At 63.6% G+C, this 20,977-nt stretch carries 19 protein-coding genes; 11 read left to right on the plus strand and 8 right to left on the minus strand.

The window, feature by feature from the left end:
* Positions 1-33 precede the first annotated feature (33 nt).
* A complete protein-coding gene (locus J2W40_RS06625) occupies positions 34-891 on the plus strand; it encodes a DUF817 domain-containing protein (protein ID WP_310222890.1) in 858 nt (285 codons plus the stop codon).
* On the opposite strand, the gene J2W40_RS06630 is transcribed toward J2W40_RS06625, so the two are convergent.
* Positions 879-2,258 (minus strand): methyl-accepting chemotaxis protein, encoded by a 1,380-nt coding sequence (locus J2W40_RS06630; protein ID WP_310222892.1) that lies wholly within the window; start codon positions 2,256-2,258, stop codon positions 879-881. The genes J2W40_RS06625 and J2W40_RS06630 overlap by 13 nt on opposite strands.
* A 132-nt stretch (positions 2,259-2,390) precedes the next feature.
* Between J2W40_RS06630 and J2W40_RS06635 the strand changes: the two genes are divergently transcribed.
* Both J2W40_RS06635 and J2W40_RS06640 read left to right on the plus strand, forming a co-directional pair.
* A complete protein-coding gene (locus J2W40_RS06635) occupies positions 2,391-3,566 on the plus strand; it encodes a vWA domain-containing protein (protein ID WP_096061993.1) in 1,176 nt (391 codons plus the stop codon).
* Between the two features lie 125 nt (positions 3,567-3,691).
* Positions 3,692-4,660, plus strand: coding sequence for a hypothetical protein (locus tag J2W40_RS06640; protein ID WP_310222895.1), 969 nt, complete (start codon positions 3,692-3,694; stop codon positions 4,658-4,660).
* A gap of 41 nt (positions 4,661-4,701) precedes the next feature.
* Here J2W40_RS06640 and J2W40_RS06645 read toward each other — a convergent pair whose 3' ends face one another.
* Positions 4,702-5,787: an anhydro-N-acetylmuramic acid kinase gene (locus J2W40_RS06645; RefSeq protein ID WP_310222897.1), complete on the minus strand. Its 1,086-nt coding sequence runs from the start codon at positions 5,785-5,787 to the stop codon at positions 4,702-4,704.
* A 64-nt stretch (positions 5,788-5,851) separates the two neighbouring features.
* On the opposite strand from J2W40_RS06645, the gene tyrS reads away from it, so the two are divergent.
* The gene (gene tyrS / locus J2W40_RS06650) at positions 5,852-7,069 is read left to right on the plus strand and encodes a tyrosine--tRNA ligase (protein ID WP_310222899.1); all 1,218 of its coding nucleotides are present in this window, start codon (positions 5,852-5,854) and stop codon (positions 7,067-7,069) included.
* Between the two features lie 77 nt (positions 7,070-7,146).
* Entirely contained in the window at positions 7,147-7,500 is a 354-nt protein-coding gene (locus J2W40_RS06655; RefSeq protein WP_310222901.1) for a PilZ domain-containing protein, read from the plus strand.
* On the opposite strand, the gene J2W40_RS06660 is transcribed toward J2W40_RS06655, so the two are convergent.
* The 3 genes from J2W40_RS06660 to plsY form a co-directional block, all read right to left on the minus strand.
* Positions 7,472-8,557: a mechanosensitive ion channel family protein gene (locus J2W40_RS06660; protein ID WP_310222904.1), complete on the minus strand. Its 1,086-nt coding sequence runs from the start codon at positions 8,555-8,557 to the stop codon at positions 7,472-7,474. The genes J2W40_RS06655 and J2W40_RS06660 overlap by 29 nt on opposite strands.
* A 169-nt stretch (positions 8,558-8,726) precedes the next feature.
* Entirely contained in the window at positions 8,727-9,809 is a 1,083-nt protein-coding gene (dprA, locus tag J2W40_RS06665) for a DNA-processing protein DprA (protein ID WP_310222906.1), read from the minus strand.
* On the minus strand, positions 9,806-10,402 hold the full coding sequence (gene plsY, locus J2W40_RS06670) for a glycerol-3-phosphate 1-O-acyltransferase PlsY (RefSeq protein ID WP_310222908.1): 597 nt from the start codon (positions 10,400-10,402) through the stop codon (positions 9,806-9,808). The genes dprA and plsY overlap by 4 nt, the downstream gene beginning before the upstream one ends.
* A 100-nt stretch (positions 10,403-10,502) precedes the next feature.
* On the opposite strand from plsY, the gene murI reads away from it, so the two are divergent.
* A complete protein-coding gene (gene murI, locus J2W40_RS06675; RefSeq protein ID WP_310223051.1) occupies positions 10,503-11,306 on the plus strand; it encodes a glutamate racemase in 804 nt (267 codons plus the stop codon).
* Positions 11,307-11,446: 140 nt separating this feature from the next.
* Positions 11,447-12,673: a 5-aminolevulinate synthase gene (gene hemA, locus J2W40_RS06680; RefSeq protein WP_310222910.1), complete on the plus strand. Its 1,227-nt coding sequence runs from the start codon at positions 11,447-11,449 to the stop codon at positions 12,671-12,673.
* Between the two features lie 218 nt (positions 12,674-12,891).
* Here the strand turns inward: hemA and J2W40_RS06685 are convergent, their stop codons facing one another.
* The gene (locus J2W40_RS06685) at positions 12,892-13,536 is read right to left on the minus strand and encodes a class I SAM-dependent methyltransferase (protein WP_310222912.1); all 645 of its coding nucleotides are present in this window, start codon (positions 13,534-13,536) and stop codon (positions 12,892-12,894) included.
* Complete coding sequence (locus J2W40_RS06690; RefSeq protein WP_310222914.1) at positions 13,533-14,753, minus strand: BtaA family protein; 1,221 nt, start codon at positions 14,751-14,753, stop codon at positions 13,533-13,535. Before J2W40_RS06690 ends, J2W40_RS06685 begins: the two co-directional genes overlap by 4 nt.
* 132 nt (positions 14,754-14,885) lie before the next feature.
* On the opposite strand from J2W40_RS06690, the gene J2W40_RS06695 reads away from it, so the two are divergent.
* Complete coding sequence (locus J2W40_RS06695; RefSeq protein WP_310223053.1) at positions 14,886-15,881, plus strand: ligase-associated DNA damage response exonuclease; 996 nt, start codon at positions 14,886-14,888, stop codon at positions 15,879-15,881.
* A gap of 94 nt (positions 15,882-15,975) precedes the next feature.
* Entirely contained in the window at positions 15,976-17,559 is a 1,584-nt protein-coding gene (locus J2W40_RS06700; protein WP_310222916.1) for a cisplatin damage response ATP-dependent DNA ligase, read from the plus strand.
* Positions 17,560-17,640: 81 nt separating this feature from the next.
* Here the strand turns inward: J2W40_RS06700 and J2W40_RS06705 are convergent, their stop codons facing one another.
* Complete coding sequence (locus J2W40_RS06705) at positions 17,641-18,204, minus strand: fasciclin domain-containing protein (RefSeq protein WP_069064773.1); 564 nt, start codon at positions 18,202-18,204, stop codon at positions 17,641-17,643.
* Positions 18,205-18,400: 196 nt separating this feature from the next.
* Here J2W40_RS06705 and J2W40_RS06710 point away from each other — a divergent pair, with 196 nt between their 5' ends.
* Positions 18,401-19,606: a saccharopine dehydrogenase family protein gene (locus tag J2W40_RS06710; RefSeq protein ID WP_310222919.1), complete on the plus strand. Its 1,206-nt coding sequence runs from the start codon at positions 18,401-18,403 to the stop codon at positions 19,604-19,606.
* A 98-nt stretch (positions 19,607-19,704) separates the two neighbouring features.
* Positions 19,705-20,877 carry a carboxynorspermidine decarboxylase gene (locus J2W40_RS06715; protein ID WP_310223055.1) on the plus strand — a complete coding sequence of 391 codons (1,173 nt, stop codon included), beginning with the start codon at positions 19,705-19,707 and terminating at the stop codon, positions 20,875-20,877.
* Positions 20,878-20,977 lie beyond the last annotated feature (100 nt).

The raw sequence follows: 20,977 nt of genomic DNA on the forward strand, positions 1-20,977 counted from the left end.
TCGTCGAAGGCGGTCGACGGTTAAGGCGAGGGGATGACCCTAACGTCCGGCGCCACCCGTTTCGCCCGTATCCGCGCCCGCCTCGAAACGCTGCCTGTCGCCGAAGGGCCGCAGGCCTGGGCCTATGAATTTCTGCTCTTTGGCTTCAAGCAAGGATGGGCCTGCCTGTTTGGCGGCCTGATGCTGGTGCTGTTGCTGGCAACGCATCTCTTCTATCCCGCCGATGCCGCTCTCCACCGCTATGACTTCCTCACCCTCGCCGCACTGGCGATCCAGGGCGCGATGCTGGTCTTCCGGCTGGAAAGCTGGCGGGAGGCGAAGGTCATCGCCGCTTTCCACGTCATCGGCACCGTCATGGAATTGTTCAAGACGCAGGCCGGGTCATGGATCTATCCCGAAGCGAGCCTGCTCCACATCGGCGCGGTGCCGCTCTTCTCCGGTTTCATGTATGCCGCCGTCGGCAGCTATATCGCACGCATCTGGCGTATCTTCGACTTCTCCTTCACCCACTATCCTCCTGTATGGGCGACCGTGCTGCTGGCCGTGGCGATCTATATCAACTTCTTTGCCCATCACTGGCTGCCTGATGTCCGTCTGGCCCTCTTCGCCGCCGCTATCCTGTTGTTCGGGAGGAGCTGGGCCGTCTTCACTCCCTGGCGCATCCCCCGTCGGATGCCGTTGCTGCTCGGCTTCTTCCTCGTCGCGCTGTTCATCTGGCTGGCGGAAAATATCGGCACGTTCGCCAACGCCTGGACCTATCCCGACCAGCGCGATGGCTGGCACATGGTCAGCTTGGCAAAACTCGGCAGTTGGTACCTGCTGATGATCATCAGCTTCGTGCTTGTTTCGCTGATCCACGGCATAAAGCGCAGCCCCGCTCAGATCAGATAGCCGACCTCATAGAGGCCCCAGCGTCGCCCGCCGAAGACCAAGGGCACGAACACGCTGCGCAGTGCGCGATAGCGGCCTTCGCCAAGATCCTGGCGATAGGTGTAGAGGAAGAAGTCCCCCTCTCCGTCCAGCGCGCGGCGGGTCTGGCTGTCCATGAAAATCTGCCGGTTGCGCGCATGCTCCATGTTCCAGTGATGCGCGCCGGGCCGCTGCGGCTGGCTTCGCGCACTGATATGGGTGGGCAGATAGCCGTTCATGTCGATCAGGCAGCAGCCCACGATCGCGCTGTCCTGCGCCGTATGCCGATCCAGCGCCGGGCGCAGCATCGCATCGGCAAAGGCGGTGAAACCGGTCTGATATTGCGCCGGGTCAGACCCAGCGACGCGGCGATAATCGACATCGAACAGTTGCGCCGTGCCAATGTGCCCGTCCGCCAACCCCTGCTCGATCAGAGCCCCGATCTCGTCTGCGCCTTCCTCGGCCAGCGCGATATAGCGGCTGTTGCGTGTGCGTTGCGGCCCGTGCGCGGCGCTGTTGAGCATCGCGTTGGCCATGCCCTCCAGCCCTTCGAGCTGCACCCGCGCTTCATCGGCCCGCGCCGCGCTCTCGCTGGCCGACTGGCTGAACGCCGCCAGCCCATGGCGCAGCGCCGCGACATCGCCATCCGCCGCATCGGTGCAGGCGACAATCGTTTCGGATCGCTCCCCAAATTGCGTCACCAGCGACGCGATCTCGGCCATGCTCAGCCGCAGCCGGTCGATATGGGTGCCCACCCCGCGTCCCCGCACGATGTTGGATTCGACGCCACCAATTAAGTGGCGCGCATCGCGATCCAACTGGCTCAGCTTGTCGCCGACCGACGCGGCCGACTCCCCAGCCTGTCCCGCCAGCCGCCGGATTTCGTCCGCCACCACGGCAAAGCCCTGCGTCGCTGCGCCCCCGCGCGCCGCCTCGATCGCGGCATTGACGCCGAGCAACCGCGTCTGCCGCGCGATCGCGCCCAGTTCGTCGGACACATCGCCCACCGCTTCGATCACACTGAGAAACTGGCGTAAATGCCCCTCCAGCCCTGTGACATGCTCGACCAGTCCGGTCAGCTCGCCGATCGACAGGGTGATGACGTCATGCCCCTCGGCAATGATCTGCCCGGCCCGCCGCGCGGTCAGGCGCAATTCTTGCGCCGCCGTCACGCTTTCGCCATGGCTAGCTGCCAGCGCGTCCATATTCGCCTGCAAATCAGCCAGTTGCGCGGCATCGCCCTGGATACGGTGATTGAGCGCACCCAGAAACCCGGCCGTTTCGCTGCATTGCAATGCAATGTCACCCGACCTTTCGCCCAGATCAGCCAGTAAATCCCCGTTTTTCAAGCGCGCCCCGCAGCATCAATCATGTCTGGATAGTGACGGATTAACCCTGCACTGCAACACTTAATATTGTGCTGCCGTTATGATCGCTCGACCGGCTTGCATCGGCGCACACCCTGTCCGACAAGCCTTCCCATGTTGCTCAACTTTCTCGACGCCCTGCGCGCCGCGGGCATTCCCGCCAGCATCAAGGAGCATCTGCTGCTCCTCGAAGCGCTCGACCGCGACGTCATCGCCCGCCGCCCGGAGGATTTCTACTATCTCGCCCGCGCGACCTATGTGAAGGATGAGGGCCTGCTCGACCGCTTCGACCAGGTGTTTGCGCAGGTTTTCAAGGGCGTGTTCAGCGCGGAGGGCGTCGAAGCCGACATCCCCGAAGAATGGCTCCGCCTCGTCGCGGAAAAGTATCTGAGCGCGGAAGAGATGGAGAAGATCAAGTCGCTGGGTGACTGGGACGAGATCATGGACACGCTGAAGAAGCGGCTGGAGGAGCAGAAAGGGCGGCATCAGGGCGGCAATAAATGGGTCGGCACCGGCGGCACCTCGCCCTTCGGCCATGGCGGCTATAATCCCGAAGGCGTGCGCATCGGCGGCGAATCCCGCCACAAGCGCGCGATCAAAGTCTGGGAAAAGCGCGACTTCGCCAATCTCGACAACACTAAGGAATTGGGCACCCGCAACATCAAGGTCGCGCTGCGCCGCCTGCGCCGTTTCGCCCGCGAAGGGGCGGCCGACGAACTCGACCTCGACGAAACCATCCGCGGCACGGCGCGGCAGGGCTGGCTCGACATCCGCATGCGCCCCGAACGGCATAATGCGGTCAAGCTGCTGCTCTTCCTCGACGTCGGCGGATCGATGGACCCGTTCATCACGCTCTGCGAAGAATTATTCTCGGCCGCGACCGGCGAATTTAAAAATCTGGAATTTTTCTACTTCCATAACTGCCTCTATGAAGGTGTGTGGAAGGACAACCGCCGCCGCTTCGCCGAGCGCACGCCGACCTGGGACATTCTCCACAAATATGGCCATGACTATAAGGTGATCTTCGTCGGCGACGCGGCGATGAGCCCCTATGAGATCAGCCATCCGGGCGGATCGGTCGAACATATGAACGAGGAAGCAGGTGCGGTCTGGCTCGAACGGGTCGCCCACACCTACCCCGCCACCGTCTGGCTCAACCCCACGCCGCAGGCCCATTGGGGCTATAGCCAGTCCACCCGCCTGATCCGCGACCTGATGAACGACCGCATGTATCCGCTGACGATCGAGGGGATAGACGAGGCGATGCGGGAATTGACCCGGAAGCGGTAAATTGGTCCATTTCGGATGGATGGCCCTTCCTGATGCCATATGGCGTCGAAACGGTCCAAACTCCCGTTGTTACGCCTCCGGTATAGGATCAGCCTTCTCTTCGCCAAACAGGTGGGAGAAGGCTCATGCGCGTCATCTATATTATTCCTGTACTTGCTCTGTCTTTGCCAGCGCCTTTGCTGGCGCAGGATGAAGAATGCACGGCCCAGGAAAAGGCCGTGAACGAAATCACCGGCCTGTTTCTCAAAGATCAGAATGATTTGAACAGTCGGTCGAAAAGCATTCAGGATGACGCGGACAAGGTCGGCATATCTGGCTCCGTGGACCTCAAGATGGTCGAGCAGAAATGGATTTTCGATATCCCGACCGTGGTGATGAAGACCAAGGCGATGGCGCTCGATCTGCCGCAAGTCACCATGAATTTACGCACCTTGTCTTGGGACAACCCCACCATCGTGATGCAGCCAAAGCCGATGGGGCGCTATCCCGAATTTTATTGCAAGGGCGGCTGGATTCCCAAATGCACGGTTAAATGGAAGGACATCATCACCCATGTCCCCGTCACCGAAATGCGGCGGAAAGAAATCAAAATGCACATTCCTGAAACGAAGATGGCGCGCACTGATTTCAAGATGGACATTCCCGAAATTCATTCGGATCGCAAAGAATGGTTCGTCAAAGTGCCCGAAGTCACGCTTCGCAATGTCGTCGTCGAAGCCGAAAAGCTCAAATCGCGCGGCGACGCCCTGGGCGCGGATGCCATGGCCTTGGCCTCCCGCCAGAAAGAGGTCGCGGCAGAGCGCACGGCCGCCCTGTTCCTATGCCACATCACCAGCCTGCAAGCCAAACGGACGGATGTTGCCACCCAGTTCGAAACAGCGCTGGGCAGCATCGACGGCGCGATCGACATGATCCAGAAAAATGGCGGCAATCCGAGCAGTCTTGTCACGGACGCTGGCGGGCCGCCTACCAATTTGCTGGCGCAGCGGCTGGAACTGATTGCCCAGCGCGATCTCGCGCTGAAGCAGATCGACGAGGCCCTGAACATATTGCAAAAGGATCAGGTGCTTCAGGTTGAAAAAACGATCGCCTGACACAAAGCGCGGCCTTGCTCATCAGGGGCAAGGCCGCGCCTTCACGCCTTGAACACCACCCCGCCCGTCATCGGCTGCGGCACCCCAGTCGTCCCCGGAAAGCTGATCGGCAGCCCCAGCAGCGACCGCACCGCCATATAGGCAAAGCCCTGCGCCTCCAGCGCGTCGCCGTCCCATCCCAGGCCATCGACCGGCACCACGTCCAACCCCGTCCGCGCCCGCAGCATCGCCATCAACGTGGCATTATGCCGTCCTCCGCCCGCGACATGGATGCAAGCGGGGCGTACCGCCAGATGGTCGATCGCCCGTGCCACCGCTGCGGCCGAAAAGGCAGTCAGCGTCGCCGCGCCATCCTCCAGGCTCAGGCCCAGTACCGCGTCAATGGTAAACGCTTCCCGGTCGATGCTCTTGGGCGGCGGCAAGTCAAACCAGGGATCGGCCAGCATCGCCGCCAACCGCGCCTCGTTCACTTGGCCAAGCGCCGCAACCGCACCCCCTTCATCATAGGCCGCATCGCCCTGCGCCTGCATCCAGTTGTCGATCAACCCGCTCGCCATGCCGGTGTCGAACGCGACCAGATCGCCGTCCGTCCCGATGGCGGTGATGTTCGCCACGCCGCCCAGGTTCAGGATCGCGGCGGGTTTCGCCAGCCCATCGGCGAGCGCGCGATGATAGACCGGCATCAAAGGCGCGCCCTGCCCGCCCGCCGCCACGTCGGCGCTGCGCAAATCGCCCACAACAGCTATCCCGAACGCACCCGCCAGCGCCGCCCCGTCCCCGATCTGCCAGCTCCAGCCCCGGTCGGGCCGATGCGCCACGGTATGGCCGTGAAAGCCGATCACCCCGATATCTTCCGCCACATGCCCGCTGCGCCCCAAAAGGTCCGCGACCGCCTCGACATGTAATTCGGTCAATTCGCCCTCGACCGACGCGATCAGCGGCTCGAACCCCGGCGTATCCATCGCCATCGCCCGCGTACAGCTTTCCGCCAGCCGCATACGAAAGCCGTCATCATAGGCTTTGGCGTGAAAGGCGACCGGCGTCACCGCCCCTTCCCCGTCGGTCTCGATCAAGGCCGCGTCGATGCCATCGCGCGACGTTCCGGACATCAGGCCAATTGCCAGCATTCATTGAACTCCGTTCGGATGGGGGACTTTTCGCCACGCATTGCCAATGCTACAGGCGCGGCCCATGAGCAACTATCAGTCCGATCTTCTGCGCCTGCTCGAAGCGCGCGGCTACATCCACCAGCTAACCGACGCGGCCGGCCTCGACGCCATGGCTGCCAGCCAGGTGGTGCCGGGCTATATCGGTTTCGATCCCACCGCCCCCTCGCTCCATGTCGGCAGCCTGGTGCAGATCATGATGCTGCGGCGGATGCAGCAGGCCGGGCATAAGCCGATCGTCCTGATGGGCGGCGGCACCGGCAAGATCGGCGATCCTTCGCTGCGCGACGAAGCCCGCTCGCTGCTGACCAACGAAAAGATCGCGGAAAATGTCGCCAGCATCAAGCGTGTGTTCGAACGCTTCCTGACCTTTGGCGATGGCCCGACCGACGCGATCATGGTCGATAATGCCGACTGGCTCGACAAGCTCGAATATATCCCCTTCCTGCGCGACATCGGCCAGCATTTCTCGGTCAACCGGATGCTCAGCTTCGATTCGGTCAAGCTGCGGCTCGACCGCGAACAATCGCTCAGCTTCCTCGAATTCAATTATATGATCCTGCAGGCCTACGACTTTCTGGAGCTGTCGCGCCGCGCCTCCTGCCGCCTGCAAATGGGCGGATCGGACCAATGGGGCAATATCGTCAACGGCATCGAACTCGCCCGCCGGGTCGATGGCACCCAGGTCTTCGGCCTTACCTCCCCGCTCATCACCACCGCGGACGGCGGCAAGATGGGCAAGACCGCCAAAGGCGCGGTCTGGCTCAATGCCGATGCGCTCTCGCCCTATGATTATTGGCAATTCTGGCGCAACACGCAGGATGCCGATGTCGGCCGCTTCATGCGCCTGTTCACCGACCTGCCGCTCGACGAGATTGCGAGGCTGGAAGCGGCACAGGGCGCTGAGATCAACGAGGCCAAGAAAATACTGGCCGATGCCGCCACTGCCATGGCCCATGGCACGGACGCGGCAAGCGCCGCCGCAGAAACCGCGCGCAAGACGTTCGAGGAAGGCGCGTCTGACGCCAACCTGCCGACCGTCAGCCTCGGCGCCGACGGCCTGACCGTCGTTCAGGCAACCGCTGGCCTCGGCTTTGCGCCATCGAACAAGGAAGTTCGGCGCAAGCTGGCCGAAGGCGCGATTCGCGTGAATGGCCAGGTCGTGACCGATCCGGCCATGATGCTGAACGCAGGCGACAAATTGAGTTTCGGCGCGAAAAAGCATGGCATGATCGTCGCCTGACGGGGAATAGAGTCTTAGGCCGACATTAACGCTTTCTGGCAGGACGTCGTTCACATCTAGGCGGGCAGGCTGCGGCCATGTCCTCGCTACTTGCCAATCTCGACCATGTCCTGCGCTCGCGCGATCCCGCCGTGGATCAGCGCCGTGCGCGCCGCGATCTCGTTGACCTGGTCAGCCATATGACCGCAGGGAGCCACGCCCATAGCGTGCGGATCATCAACCTCTCGCCGCTCGGCCTCATGTGCCGCAGCGACGACAGGGTATCGGTGGGCGAGCGCGTGACCGTGTGGCTACCGCTGGTGCAGGACGTGCCCGCCGACATTCGCTGGGTCGAAGATGGCCGGATCGGCATGGAGTTTATCGAGCCGATCAATCCGCGCATCTATGACGCGCTGATGGCGCTCATCCCGCCGCGTCGGACGGCCTGGTAAAAGGTACCATCGCCGCCCCCTCCGCCGTCTCGATCCGTTGCCGCCCGCGCACCAGCGCTTCGGGCATCTCGGTCCGCAAAAAGTCCAGCATCGCCTCGCGCACGTCGCAGCGTAGGTCGAACGCCACCCCGGCATTGCGCGCCGACAACAGGCAGCGCAACTCCAGCGCATCGGCACGATGGTCGGTCACCTGCAACAGTACGACCCGCCCGTCCCAGCGCGCATTTGCCTTGGTCACCTCGACGAGTTTTTCACGGATGCGCGCCACATCGGCGGTCGGATCGACATAGAGGAACACCGTGCCCAACAGGTCCGACGTCTTGGTCGTCCAGTTCTGGAACGGCTTTTCAAGAAAATAGGACACCGGCACCACCATCCGCCGATCGTCCCAGATGCGGACCACGACGAAGGTCAACGTAATATCCTCGATCCGCCCCCATTCGCCTTCCACAATCACCACATCGTCCAGCCGGATCGGCTCGGAAAAAGCCATCTGAATGCCCGCGATGAGGTTCTTGAGCGCAGGCTGGGCCGCCGCACCCACGGCTAGGCCCACCAGACCCGCCGAAGCCGCCAGCGTCACGCCGATCGTCCGCACGCCAGGAATCGCCATCAGGATCATCGCGATCACAAGCACCGCGACGATGCTCTGGGCAATGCGATAGAGGATGCGGACGCGGGTATGGCGCTGGCGCGCTTTCAGATTATCCTCGACATTAATGTCCGACCCGCGCTCGATCATCACCCGGATGGCGCGCATCAGCCGCAACAACATCCAGCCGACCAGCAGCGCGAACACCATCTTCGACCCGATCGACCAAAGCCCCTCGACGCGCGGCCCCAGATCCAGCGGCTGCACCCCCGCCCCCAGCGCCAGCAACACCACCAGCCACCGCGTCGGCTGAAACAGCGCGGGCAGCAGCACCGGGTCCATCCGCTGCCGCACAAGCCGCAACGCGATCGCATAGAGCGCCCATTGCAGCAGGAAGGCCGAGGCAACAGCGAGCGCGATCGAAAAGGCGGCGGTCGATGTGATATGAGTCAGGCTGATGTCCATCCCAAGAAAACGCGGCAAAAGGCCGATTGTTTCGCAGGTGCAGCATAACCGCCGAGAGTTTGGTTTCTTTCTTCCTCGCCCGCGCGCGCTGCAACCCGCCGTCGCGGCTAACCAGTTGTCTGCTTTTCTTAGCCCTCTACCGCCTTCGCTGGCATGACGAAATTTATCGTCACCGCAAACTCACCCGTCCGCCCGCCAGCCGGTCCAGCCGCTCGGCCAGTTCCAGTTCCAGCAGGACCGTCTGCACCACAGCCGGACTAAAGCCGCTCAGCCGGATCAGGTCGTCGACCGGCGCGGGTGCATGGCTGAGCAGCGCGATCACCGCGTCGCGTTCGCCCGCCGCGACGTCGCTTGAAACGGATTCGCCCGCAAAGTCAAAGCTGCCCTGCCGCACCATGCGCGGGTCGATCTGGCCGACCGCTTCCAGCACATCGGCCGCATTCTGGATCAGCGTCGCGCCTTCGCGGATCAACTGGTTGCACCCCTGCGCGCGCGGGTCGAGCGGGGAGCCGGGCACGGCCATCACCTCGCGCCCGGCTTCGCCCGCCAATCGCGCGGTGATGAGCGAGCCCGACTTGGGCGCAGCTTCCACCACCACGGTCCCCAGCGCCAGCCCGGCGATGATGCGATTGCGTGTCGGGAAATGCCGCGCCAGTGGTTGGGTGCCGGGCGGATGTTCAGTCACCAGCAGGCCTTCGTCCGCAATCTGCGCCTGCAAATCGCGATTTTCCGGCGGGAACACCACGTCCAGCCCACAGGCGATGACACCGATCGTCCCGCTCGCCACCGATCCTTGATGCGCGGCCGTATCGATACCCCGCGCCAGGCCCGATACGACCACCGCGCCGCGTTGGCCCAAATCCTGCGCCAACACCCGCGCAAAGCGCACCGCCGCTGCCGACGCATTGCGCGCGCCGACCATCGCGATACATTGCCCCTCCGTCAGTGCCGCATCACCGCGCACGATCAGCGCAGGCGGCGCGCCCTCCATCTGGTCGAGCAGCGCGGGATAGTCGGCATCGCCCATCATCAGATAGCGGGCGCCCAAAGCTTGTGACGCCGCAATCTCCCGCTCCACCGCGCCCGCGTCCGCCACGCTGGCCTTGCCACCACCGCGCGCCGCGAGGTCAGGGATGGCGCGCAACGCGGCTCCGGCCGTGCCGAAGCGGGCGAGCAATTGCCGATAGCTGACCGGCCCGATCCGGGGCGATCGGATCAGCCGCAGCCGGTCGAACCGCTCCCCCTCGCTCATTCCTTGGCGGCCCCGATCTTCGGCTCCGTGCCCTGCATCAGCCGCGCGATATTGGCGCGATGCCGCCACAATAGGATCAGCGTCAGCGCGAGCGTCACCGGCACCAGGTCGCTCCCCATGAACCACAAAGCGATCGGCGCGCTGACCGCTGCCGCCATGCCGCCGACCGACGACCATTTCGTCCCGAACAGCGCGCCCAGCCACACCGCCGCAAAAATGCATCCGGCGGGCCAATGGAGCGCCGTCACCACGCCCATCATCGTCGCCACACCCTTGCCCCCGGCAAAGCGCAGCCAGGCGGGGTAGCAATGGCCGATAAACGCCATCGCACCCGCCATCGGCCCACCCCCTTCGATAAGCGCCGCGCCGATCAGCACCGCCACCGCACCCTTGAGCAAATCCAGCAGCAAAGTCGCCGCCGCCAGCCCCTTGCGCCCGGTCCGCAGCACATTGGTCGCGCCGATATTACCCGACCCGATCTGCCGCAAATCCCCCGCCCCGGTGAGGCGCGTCAGCACCAGGCCAAAGGGGATGGAGCCAAGCAGATAGCCAAGGGCCAGCACGAAGAGCGGAAGCAGCCAGGGAAGTGTCATGATCTCGCCGATAGAAGGAAAGCGCGACCATAGCGTGACGAACGACGCGAGCAATGGGTGTGTTGACACCCTCGCCCGATCCCGCGACATGGTCGGCATAATGACCGTCGCATCCTCCGCCCCGATCCTGTTTTTCGATTCCGGCGTGGGAGGACTGTCCATCCTTGGCCCTGCGCGCGCGCTCATACCAACGGCACCAGTGATTTATGCCGCCGACAGCGCGGGCTTTCCCTATGGGACCAAGAGCGAGGCGGAGATTGCGGCGCGGGTGCCTGCGCTACTGGGGCGGCTGGTGGAGCGCTATCGGCCGCGCCTTGCCGTCATCGCCTGCAACACCGCGTCGACCATCGCGCTTCAGCATGTGCGCGCTGCGCTCGACATTCCGGTTGTCGGCACCGTCCCGGCGATAAAGCCTGCCGCGCTGGCATCCAAAACCCGCGTGTTCGGGGTGCTGGGCACCGCGGCCACCGTACGCCAGCCCTATGTCGATCGGCTCGCCGCCGAACATGGCGCGGACTGCATCATGCTGCGCCATGGCAGCGCGGCGCTGGTCGAATTGGCCGAAGCGAAGCTGCGCGGCGAGCCGCTCGATCCCGCCATTGCCCGCATTGCGCTCGCAGGTTTGACCGAGCAGCCAGGCGGTGATCGGATGGATGTGGTGGCGCTCGCCTGCACCCATTTTCCGCTGGTCGAGGCCGAACTGGCGGCCGCCGCGCCCCCTCCGCTTACCTTCGTCCATGGCGGCGACGGTATTGCCCGGCGCATCGCTTTTCTGACGCAGGGCCAGCGATGGCCCGATGCACCGCCGCCGGGCATAGCGGTATTCACGCGCATCGACGACAAGGTCCGCGCCCTTGCTCCGGCGCTGGCCCGCTACGGCCTGGACCGGATAGAACTGCTATAATATGGGGCTTGGACAAAAGGTCCGATATCACTGATCGGTATTTCCCCCTATGTCTGCGAGTGGTTAGCGCTGGTAAAGAGCGCCATCAGTCGGTAAACGCCGCACCCAGAGGATGCGGGCCATCAAGGGATAGGGCGAGCGTGAACTACAAGCATATCTTTGCGCAGGCGATCGACCGTCTTCATGAAGAAGGCCGGTACCGGGTGTTCATCGACATCCTCCGCAACCGCGGTTCCTACCCCAATGCGCGCTGCTTCCACGGCCATAATGGCCCCAAGCCGATCGCCGTCTGGTGCTCCAACGACTATCTCGCCATGGGCCAGCATCCCAAGGTGATCGCCGCGATGGAAGATGCGCTGCATGATGTCGGGGCCGGTTCGGGCGGCACGCGCAACATTGGCGGCAACACCCATTATCATGTCGATCTGGAAGGCGAACTGGCCGATCTGCATGGCAAGGAAGCCGCCCTGCTGTTCACGTCGGGCTATGTCTCGAACGAAGCGACGCTGGCGACGCTGGCGCGTCTGCTGCCCGGCTGCATCATCTTTTCCGACGAACTCAACCACGCCAGCATGATCGCTGGCATCCGCAATTCGGGCTGCGAAAAGCGCGTCTTCCGCCATAATGACGTAGAGCATCTGCGCGAATTGCTGGCCGCCGAAGACCCCGAAGCGCCCAAGCTGATCGCTTTCGAGAGCGTCTATTCGATGGACGGCGACGTCGCGCCGATCGCGGAAATCTGCGACCTGGCCGACGAATTCAACGCGCTCACTTATCTCGACGAAGTCCATGCCGTGGGCATGTATGGCGCGCGCGGTGGCGGCATTTCGGAACGCGACGATGTCGCGGATCGGCTGACCATCATAGAAGGGACGCTTGGCAAGGCGTTCGGCGTCATGGGCGGCTATATCGCGGCCGACCAGATGATCGTCGATGTGATCCGCAGCTATGCGCCCGGCTTCATCTTTACGACCTCGCTGTCGCCCGTGCTGGTCGCAGGCGTGCTGGCGAGCGTGCGCCACCTCAAGGCGTCGAGCGAAGAGCGCGAGGGCCAGCAGGCCGCCGCTTCCATGCTCAAGACGATGATGGCGGACGCTGGCCTGCCGGTCATGCCGTCGGTGACGCATATCGTCCCGCTGATGGTCGGCGATCCGGTCAAGGCCAAGCGGATCAGCGATATCCTGCTCGCCGAATATGGCGCCTATGTGCAGCCCATCAACTATCCCACCGTCCCGCGCGGCACCGAGCGCCTGCGCTTCACGCCGGGTCCGGCGCACACCGAAGCGATGATGCGCGACCTGGTGAGCGCGCTGGTCGAGATTTGGGATCGGCTGGACCTGGAAAAGGCAGCACGGCGCGCGGCTTGAATTCTCGCCTTCTCTGGGGGGTAGGCTTCACGTATTGGCAGAGGTCCACCCCCACCGTTCGCCCTGAGTTTGTCGAAGCCTGTCCTGAGCGCCTGCCTTGCAGGCAGTCGAAGGGGGCCTTACTTTTCTTCAGACAAGAAAGAGGCTTCGACAGGCTCAGCCCGAACGGCTGGGAAGTTGGTGCGTGATCAATAGTCTCCCTGCAGCGAGAGGCAGTACTAACCCAGCGCCACCCCTCCCCGCACCGCATAACCGCGATACAGCGTCCGAACGTTAGGTTGTCCACCAACGTCTCGTGCAACCGTTTCAATCGCATTGCTCAAAACCGCGCGCGGCGTCACATGAAAGCGCGCCAGCCAGCCGAACAACGCCCGCCGCCATATGCCCGGCCAGCCTTCCTGCTGCCCGAAATCCACGACTTCCAGCCGCCCGCCCGGCGCAACGCAGCGCGCCGCCTGGGCCAGCGCCGCTTCCCATTCGGGGATCATCGACAGCGCATAGCTGATGAACACCCGGTCGAAGGTCGCACGCCCAAATAGCGCCATCGGATCGAAGTCGACAGCATCGCCCTGTGCCAACCGGACGCAGCGCGCCATGCCGACCCGTTCGACCGACAGTTGCGCTGTGTCGAGCATCGCCTGCGAGATGTCCACGCCATATAGCCGGGCATGGGGCCAGACCTTGCCTACTGCGATCAGGTTGCGCCCGGTGCCACAGCCAATCTCCAACACGCTGCCACCCGATGGCGGGGCAAGGTCAGCGATCAGGCCATCGCGCCCCAGCAGATAATATTTGCGGGTAATGTCGTAGATATGGCGCTGCCAGCGATAGGTGCCATCCATCAACCGCCCATGGTCGCTCACAGCGCGTCCTTCAGCACATAGAGATGCACGCCGCCATAAATGGCCGACCGGTCGCGCGCGGTATAGTCGAGCGACGCTTCGGCGCGATACGCCCAGCGGTCCAGCACAGCGTCCACGACCCGGCCCGGCAGGATGCTGGGTTCGCCCGCCGTGCGGAACAGCACCCGTGCGCCAGGCTTGGCCGTCCGCGTGATCTGTGCCCACAGCGCATTGAGTTGCTCGTCATCCATCCAGTCCTGTGCATCGAGCAGGATGTAGCGATCCACCGACGCATCGGGCTGTTCGCGCAGGAAGTCGGTGAAATTGGCATGGCGCACATCGACGCGGTCCGCGCGCGCCCGGAGGGCATCATGATTGGCGGCCTGCAAATAGGGCGGCAATGGGCCCTCGCCCCCCGCATAGCCGCGGCCGAACGCCTGCACCGCGAAATAATTATCCTTCAGGTCGAAGTCGCAGGCGAGTTTCTCCAGCCGGGCCTTCAGCACCACGTCCATGCGCGCATCGCCCGCCAGCGCCTCGAACTGGGCGGGCGGTATGCCGAGGCCGAAGAGCGAGGCCGGCTGGCTTGTCAGCCAGCGGACAAAGGCGCGGTCGAAGATCGGCGCAACCTCCCGCTCGAAAATCTCGCGCTGTTCGGCGCGCGACGTCGCGGCCAGCATCCGCCGCAGGTCCACGCCATGGACCCGCGCCAGCAGATGCGCCGCGCCGATGAAGCGCCCCAACAGGCCATGTTTGTAGATGCCGCGCGCGAACCCGCCGATCCGTCGCCGCCCGATCAGGTCGCGTCCTTCCCAATAGCGCCGCGTCGCTTCATCGAGGTGCGGTGCGACGATGTCGCGATAGGCCGCGATATTTTCCTTGCTGTCCGCCTGCGCGAAAAAGCGGTGGAAGGCGGCATGGTCGGGCAAGGTCCGTGCCGCCATCAGCTTCAATTTGTTGAGCGCGATATGCGCGGTGTTGAGATCGACGGCGGTAATCTTGGCCGGATCAGCGGTCAGGTAGGACAATACGTTGCAGCCCCCCGACGCGATCGTCACGACATGGCTGTCGGGCGTGATCGCCAGCGCTTCCATGTCGACGGCGGGGTCTTCCCAAATCTGGGCATAGACGAGGCCGCGAAAGGCGAAGGTGAAGGCGCGCTCCAGCAGCCCCTGTTTGGACAAATGCCGGTGGCGATGCACCGCGCGCGTGACGTTCTGATGTGCCGGTGCCGCCATGTCCTTCAAGCCTCCTCGCAGTCGGGTCGTGGGCGGCGCATAGGGCAGATGCGTGTCGTGGCCGTGACGATAGCGTTACGTCCGCATGACCAGCTTGCGGAACCGCTGGCGCGCTCACATCTTCTGGAGGGAATGGCCCATTGGATCGAACCCCACCCCACCGGCATCTATGTCCGCCCCGCCGATGCCTGGATCGACCCGTCGATACCGCGCGAGCGGGCGCTCGTGACCCATGGCCATGCCGATCATGCGCGCGGCGGGCACGGCCATGTCTGGGCCACGCGCGAAACGCTGGCGATCATGGGGCTGCGCTATGGCACGGCATCGGGCACGACGGTCGGCTATGGTGAGGAAATCCGGCTGGGCGGCGTCACCATCCGCTATGTGCCTGCGGGCCATGTGCTCGGATCGGCGCAGATCGTGCTGACCCACGCGGGCGAGCGGGTCGTCGTGACCGGCGATTACAAGCGCCGTCCTGACCCGACCTGCCCCCCCTTCGAGCCGGTGCCCTGCGACATCTTCGTGACGGAGGCGACGTTCGGCCTGCCCGTCTTCCGCCATCCCGATACCGGCAGCGAGATCGACCGGCTGCTCGCTGCGCTCCACGCCAACCCGGACCGCAGCGTCCTGGTCGGGGCCTATGCGCTGGGCAAGGCGCAGCGGGTCATCTGCGAACTGCGCGCGCGCGGGCATAGCGACCCCATCTATCTTCATGGCGCAATGGAGCGCATGTGCGCGCTTTATGCCGAACTTGGCGTCGAGATGGGCGACCTGCGCCCCGCCACCGGCGTCGCGGCGAAGGATATACGCGGCGCGATCGTTGTCGCGCCACCCTCCGCGCTCAACGACCGCTGGAGCCGCCGCCTGCCCGACCCGATCACCGCCATGGCGTCCGGCTGGATGCGTGTGCGCCAACGAGCACGGCAGAAGAATGTCGAACTGCCGCTGATCCTGTCCGACCATGCTGACTGGGACGAATTGACCGACACCATCCGCGAGGTCGCCCCCACCGAAACCTGGATCACCCACGGCCGCGAGGAAGCCCTGCTTCACTGGTGCATGACCCACCAGATCCGCGCGCGTGCGCTGGCGCTGGTCGGGCGCGATGACGAGGAGGAGGAAGGGTGATGGCTAACATACCCCTCCACCCGTTCGGTTCGAGCTTGTCGAGAACTGCTCCTCCCCTGTTCTCGACAAGCTCGAACCGAACGGAGGTGGGATCATGAGGCCCTTCTCCCAACTGCTCGACGCGCTCGTCTACACCCGTTCGCGCAATGGCAAGCTAGCTCTGATCGCCGCATACCTCCGCGCCGCGCCCGACCCGAATCGCGGCTGGGCGCTCGCTGCGCTGACCGGCAATCTCGACCTCAAGGCCGTCAAATCCTCCGCCATAAGCGAGATGATCCGTGCCCGCGTCGATCCCGTCCTCTACGAAATGAGCCGCGACTATGTCGGCGATCTCGCCGAGACCGTCGCCCTGCTCTGGCCTCCGCCCCCCAATGAACCGCCCGACCTGGACGATGGCACGCTGACGCTGGCGACCGTGGTCGACCGCCTGCACGCCACGAGCCGCGCCGCCGCGCCCGATGTTCTGGCGCAGATGATGAACCATCTCGACGCATCGGGCCGCTTCGCTCTGCTCAAACTCGCCACCGGAGGCTTGCGCGTCGGAATCTCCGCCCGCCTCGCCAAGATGGGTTTCGCGCAGGCGTTCGTCCTGGATGTCGATGATGTCGAACAGGTCTGGCATTCCCTGACCCCGCCTTATGCAGCCTTGTTCGACTGGGCGGAGGGCCGTACCGAACGCCCCGACCCGTCAGGCACGCCCTTCTTCCGTCCGTTCATGCTCGCCCATCCGCTCGAAGCCGACAGCGTGGACCTCACCGACTATGTCGCCGAATGGAAGTGGGACGGCATCCGCATCCAGATCGTCGGCACGGGTAGCGAGACCCGCCTCTATAGCCGCGCGGGCGACGATATTTCCGCCAGCTTCCCCGAAATCGCCACCGCCTTCACGGGCCATGCCGTACTGGACGGCGAATTGCTGGTACGCGGCGAGTTTCAGGGCGGCGAAGCGGCGAGTTTCAACGCCCTGCAACAAAGGCTCGGCCGCAAGGTCGTCAGCACCAAGATGCAGGCCGATTATCCCGCTTTCGTCCGTCTCTACGACCTGCTGCTCGACGGCGACGAGGATTTGCGCGCCCTCCCCTGGACCGACCGCCGCGCCCGGCTCGAAGCCTATATGCCGCAGCTCGACGCGACCCGCTTCGACCTGTCCGCCATCATCGACGCCGCCGATTTCGACGCGCTCGCCGACATCCGCGCCGGTGCCCGCGACGCCGCGATCGAAGGCGTCATGCTCAAGCGCCGCGACAGCCCCTATGTCGCCGGGCGCAAGGCCGCGCTCTGGTATAAGTGGAAGCGCGATCCGCTGACCGCCGATTGCGTCATGATGTACGCCCAGCGCGGCCACGGCAAACGCTCGTCCTTCTATTCCGACTATACGTTCGGCTGCTGGACGGAACACGGTGAGCTCCATCCGGTTGGCAAGGCCTATAGCGGCTTCACCGACGAGGAACTCAAGATGCTCGACCGTTTCGTCCGCCAGAATACGGTGGCGCGCTTCGGCCCGGTGCGGGAAGTCGAAAAATCACTCGTGCTGGAGGTCGCGTTCGACAGCATCCACGACAGCAAGCGGCACAAATCGGGCCTCGCCATGCGCTTCCCCCGCATCGCCCGGATCAGGCGCGATAAACCTGCGGCTGAGGCGGATACGGTGGAGGGCTTGAAGAAACTGGTGCGCTGAGCCTGCTTCACCAACACAAACGGGCCAGCAACGGGAGTGTCCCGCCGCTGGCCCGCTGTCCTTCATGTCACCCGACAGGGATCAGGGCATCAATACCGTATCGATGACATGGATGACGCCATTGGACTGGTTGACGTCGGCGATCGTCACCTTGGACGTGCCGCCCTTGGCATCCTGCAGATAGACGGCATCGCCATCTTTCCAGGCAGTCAGCGGCTGGCCTTCGACCGTGGTCAGCGTCGCCTTGCCACCGGCCGCCTGCGCGGCGGCGATGATGTCGGCGGCGTTCATCTTGCCCGCGACCACATGATAGGTCAGGATCTTCGTCAGCGTCGCCTTATTCTCCGGCTTCACCAGCGTATCGACCGTACCGGCGGGAAGCTTGGCAAAGGCGGCATTGGTCGGCGCGAACACGGTGAATGGCCCGGCGCTCTTGAGCGTATCGACAAGGCCAGCCGCCTTGACGGCCGCGACCAGCGTCGTGTGATCCTTCGAATTGACGGCGTTATCGACGATATCCTTGGTCGGATACATGGCCGCGCCGCCCACCATTGGGTTCTTTTCCATATGATGATTGGCCAGGGCCGCGCCGCTGACGGACAACAGGGTCGCGGCCAGCGCGAGCGAGACGTTCGAGAATTTCATGGGCTTACTTCCTCTTCCACGCATCGGCTTGATAGAGATGCGATGCTGTTACGTATGCGGACTGGAGAAGGTTGCGCGACTGCCCCTTAAGGCATGTGCTGGGCGCCCAGCCCAAGCATCTGACTTTGCGCTGTCACGCCAAGCCCCTATATGACCCTTTTCGCGCACATGCCGCGTACAGGATATGGAGACGAGATTGAGCAAGGTTCTGGTCATCGGCGCAGGCGGCGTCGGGTCTGTCGCAGTTCACAAGATGGCGATGAACCCCGATATTTTCTCGCACATCACGCTGGCCAGCCGCCGCATCGTGAGTTGCGAGAAGGTCGCCGAATCGGTTCTGGCCCGCACCGGCGTCACCATCGACGTCGCGCAGGTCGATGCCGATGACGTCGCAGCCACCATCGCGCTGATTGAGAAGGTGCAGCCCAAGCTGGTCGTCAACCTGGCCCTGCCCTATCAGGATCTCAACATCATGGATGCGTGCCTCGCGACCAAGACTGACTATCTCGACACCGCCAATTACGAACCGCGCGACACGCCCAAGTTCGAATATGGCTGGCAGTGGGCCTATCAGGATCGCTTCAAGGAAGCGGGCATCATGGCGCTGCTGGGTTCGGGATTCGACCCCGGCGTGACCAGCGTTTTCGCCAGCTACATCAAGAAGCATCTGCTCGACACGATCGACACGCTCGACATTCTCGACTGCAATGGCGGCGACCATGGCCAGCATTTCGCGACCAACTTCAACCCGGAAATCAACATCCGCGAAGTGACCGCGCCGTCGCGTCACTGGGAAGCGGGCGAATGGGTCGAAGGCCCGGCGCTCAGCCACAAGCAGACATTCGACTTCGACCAGGTCGGCGAGAAGAATATGTACCTCATGTATCATGAGGAGCTGGAAAGCCTCGCCAAATTCTATCCCGAAATCAAACGCATCCGTTTTTGGATGACGTTCGGCGACGCTTATCTCAAGCATCTTGAAGTGCTGCAGAATGTCGGCATGACCCGCATCGACCCGGTGATCTATGAGGGCAAGGAGGTCATCCCGCTCCAGTTCCTCAAGGCCGTGCTGCCCGAACCGTCGAGCCTGGGTTCCACCACCAAGGGCAAGACCAATATCGGCGACATCGCGACCGGCGTGAAGGATGGCGAGGCCAAGACCGTCTATCTCTATCAGGTCTGCGATCATGAGGACGCCTATGCCGAAACCGGCAACCAGGCAGTCAGCTACACCACCGGCGTTCCGGCGATGATCGGTGCCGCCATGATGCTGACAGGCGCGTGGAAGGGTGAAGGCGTGTTCAACATCGAACAGTTCGATCCCGATCCCTTCATGGACATGCTCAACAAACATGGCCTGCCCTGGCAAGTGAAGGAACTGGACGCCCCGCTGGCGTTCTAAAATGTCGTGCTCCTGCGAAAGCAGGAGCCCAGAGTCAGGGGCGCAATGCTTGCCGCCCTAGGCTCCTGCTTTCGCAGGAGCATATGGGAATGGAATTCATGGAAACCAAAGCCGGCGATCCCGCCGCCTTCGCGCATTTCGATCTGTATCGCGTCCCCTCGCCCGCCTTCGTGGTGGATGAGGCCGCGATCCGGCGCAATCTGGCGATCCTCGCCGATGTTCGCGACCGCGCGGGCATCAAGGTGCTGGGCGCGCTCAAGGCTTTTTCCATGTGGTCGCTGGGCAGCGTGGTGGGCGAATATCTCGACGGCGTCTGCGCGTCGGGCCTGTACGAAGCGCGCCTTGGCCGCGAGGAATATAAGGGCGAGGTCGCCACCTATTGCGCCGCCTACAAGCCCGACGACCTGGCCGAAATCCTGAAAATCTCAGACCATGTCATCTTCAATAGCCCCGGCCAGATCGCCCGCTTCAAGTCCCAGATCGACGCCGCCCGCGCCGCTGGGCATGATTTCGACATCGGCCTGCGCATCAACCCGCAAAACCCGGAGGGCGAGGTCGCCAAATATGACCCGTCGCAGCCGCACAGTCGCCTTGGCTTTCCCGTCAGCCAACTCACGCCCGATCATCTGGTCGGCGTTGATGGCATCCATTTCCATAACCTGTGCGAACAGGATCTGGCACCGCTGGAACGGACATGGGCGGCGGTTGAACCGCATATCCTGCCGCACCTCTCGACCCTCAAATGGCTGAACTTCGGCGGCGGTCATCACATCACCCGCGCCGATTATCAGCGCGACGATCTTGTTGCCTTTCTCCAGGGGGTGAAGGCCAAGACCAGCCTCACCCTCTATCTGGAACCGGGCGAAGCGATGGCGCTCGATGCAGGCATATTGGTCGGCGAGATTCTCGACGTGATCGACAATGGCATGCCGGTCGCCATCACCGACATCTCCACCACCTGCCACATGCCCGACGTGATCGAGGCGCCCTATCGCCCCGCGATGCTGCATGAGCCGAGCGAAGGGCCGCTGGTCCGACTCGGTGGCCCCTCCTGCCTTGCCGGGGACATTATTGGCGACTATCATGTGCCTGGCGGCGCGGAACCGGGCGCGCGCATCGCCTTCCTCGACCAGGCCCATTATTCGATGGTCAAGACCAATAGCTTCAACGGTGTGCCCCTGCCCGCCATCTGGCTGTGGAACTCATCCACCGACGATCTCCGCGAAATCCGGGCCTTTTCCTATCAGGACTTCAAGGCCCGCCTCTCCTGACGCACGCTTCGTGCGACCTTGCGCAACAAAATTTTCATATGCGCTTTACAGGGGGGACCCCTCCGCATATAGCGGCCGTCCGCTGCCCCATGGGACTTCC

Origin of the sequence: Sphingobium xenophagum, from assembly GCF_031457465.1 — a bacterium.
GTDB classification, from domain to species: Bacteria; Pseudomonadota; Alphaproteobacteria; order Sphingomonadales; family Sphingomonadaceae; genus Sphingobium; species Sphingobium xenophagum_A.

Bases quoted from the DNA above. Each gene is read 5' to 3' on its own strand.
- J2W40_RS06695 (WP_310223053.1), top strand. From the start codon at position 14,886: ATGGCCCATTGGATCGAACCCCACCCCACCGGCATCTATGTCCGCCCC.
- J2W40_RS06700 (WP_310222916.1), top strand. From the start codon at position 15,976: ATGAGGCCCTTCTCCCAACTGCTCGACGCGCTCGTCTACACCCGTTCG.
- murI (WP_310223051.1), top strand. From the start codon at position 10,503: ATGACCGTCGCATCCTCCGCCCCGATCCTGTTTTTCGATTCCGGCGTG.
- J2W40_RS06640 (WP_310222895.1), top strand. From the start codon at position 3,692: ATGCGCGTCATCTATATTATTCCTGTACTTGCTCTGTCTTTGCCAGCG.
- dprA (WP_310222906.1), bottom strand. From the start codon at position 9,809: ATGAGCGAGGGGGAGCGGTTCGACCGGCTGCGGCTGATCCGATCGCCC.
- plsY (WP_310222908.1), bottom strand. From the start codon at position 10,402: ATGACACTTCCCTGGCTGCTTCCGCTCTTCGTGCTGGCCCTTGGCTAT.
- J2W40_RS06645 (WP_310222897.1), bottom strand. From the start codon at position 5,787: ATGCTGGCAATTGGCCTGATGTCCGGAACGTCGCGCGATGGCATCGAC.
- tyrS (WP_310222899.1), top strand. From the start codon at position 5,852: ATGAGCAACTATCAGTCCGATCTTCTGCGCCTGCTCGAAGCGCGCGGC.
- J2W40_RS06705 (WP_069064773.1), bottom strand. From the start codon at position 18,204: ATGAAATTCTCGAACGTCTCGCTCGCGCTGGCCGCGACCCTGTTGTCC.
- J2W40_RS06625 (WP_310222890.1), top strand. From the start codon at position 34: ATGACCCTAACGTCCGGCGCCACCCGTTTCGCCCGTATCCGCGCCCGC.
- J2W40_RS06690 (WP_310222914.1), bottom strand. From the start codon at position 14,753: ATGGCGGCACCGGCACATCAGAACGTCACGCGCGCGGTGCATCGCCAC.
- J2W40_RS06715 (WP_310223055.1), top strand. From the start codon at position 19,705: ATGGAAACCAAAGCCGGCGATCCCGCCGCCTTCGCGCATTTCGATCTG.
- J2W40_RS06635 (WP_096061993.1), top strand. From the start codon at position 2,391: ATGTTGCTCAACTTTCTCGACGCCCTGCGCGCCGCGGGCATTCCCGCC.
- J2W40_RS06660 (WP_310222904.1), bottom strand. From the start codon at position 8,557: ATGGACATCAGCCTGACTCATATCACATCGACCGCCGCCTTTTCGATC.
- J2W40_RS06655 (WP_310222901.1), top strand. From the start codon at position 7,147: ATGTCCTCGCTACTTGCCAATCTCGACCATGTCCTGCGCTCGCGCGAT.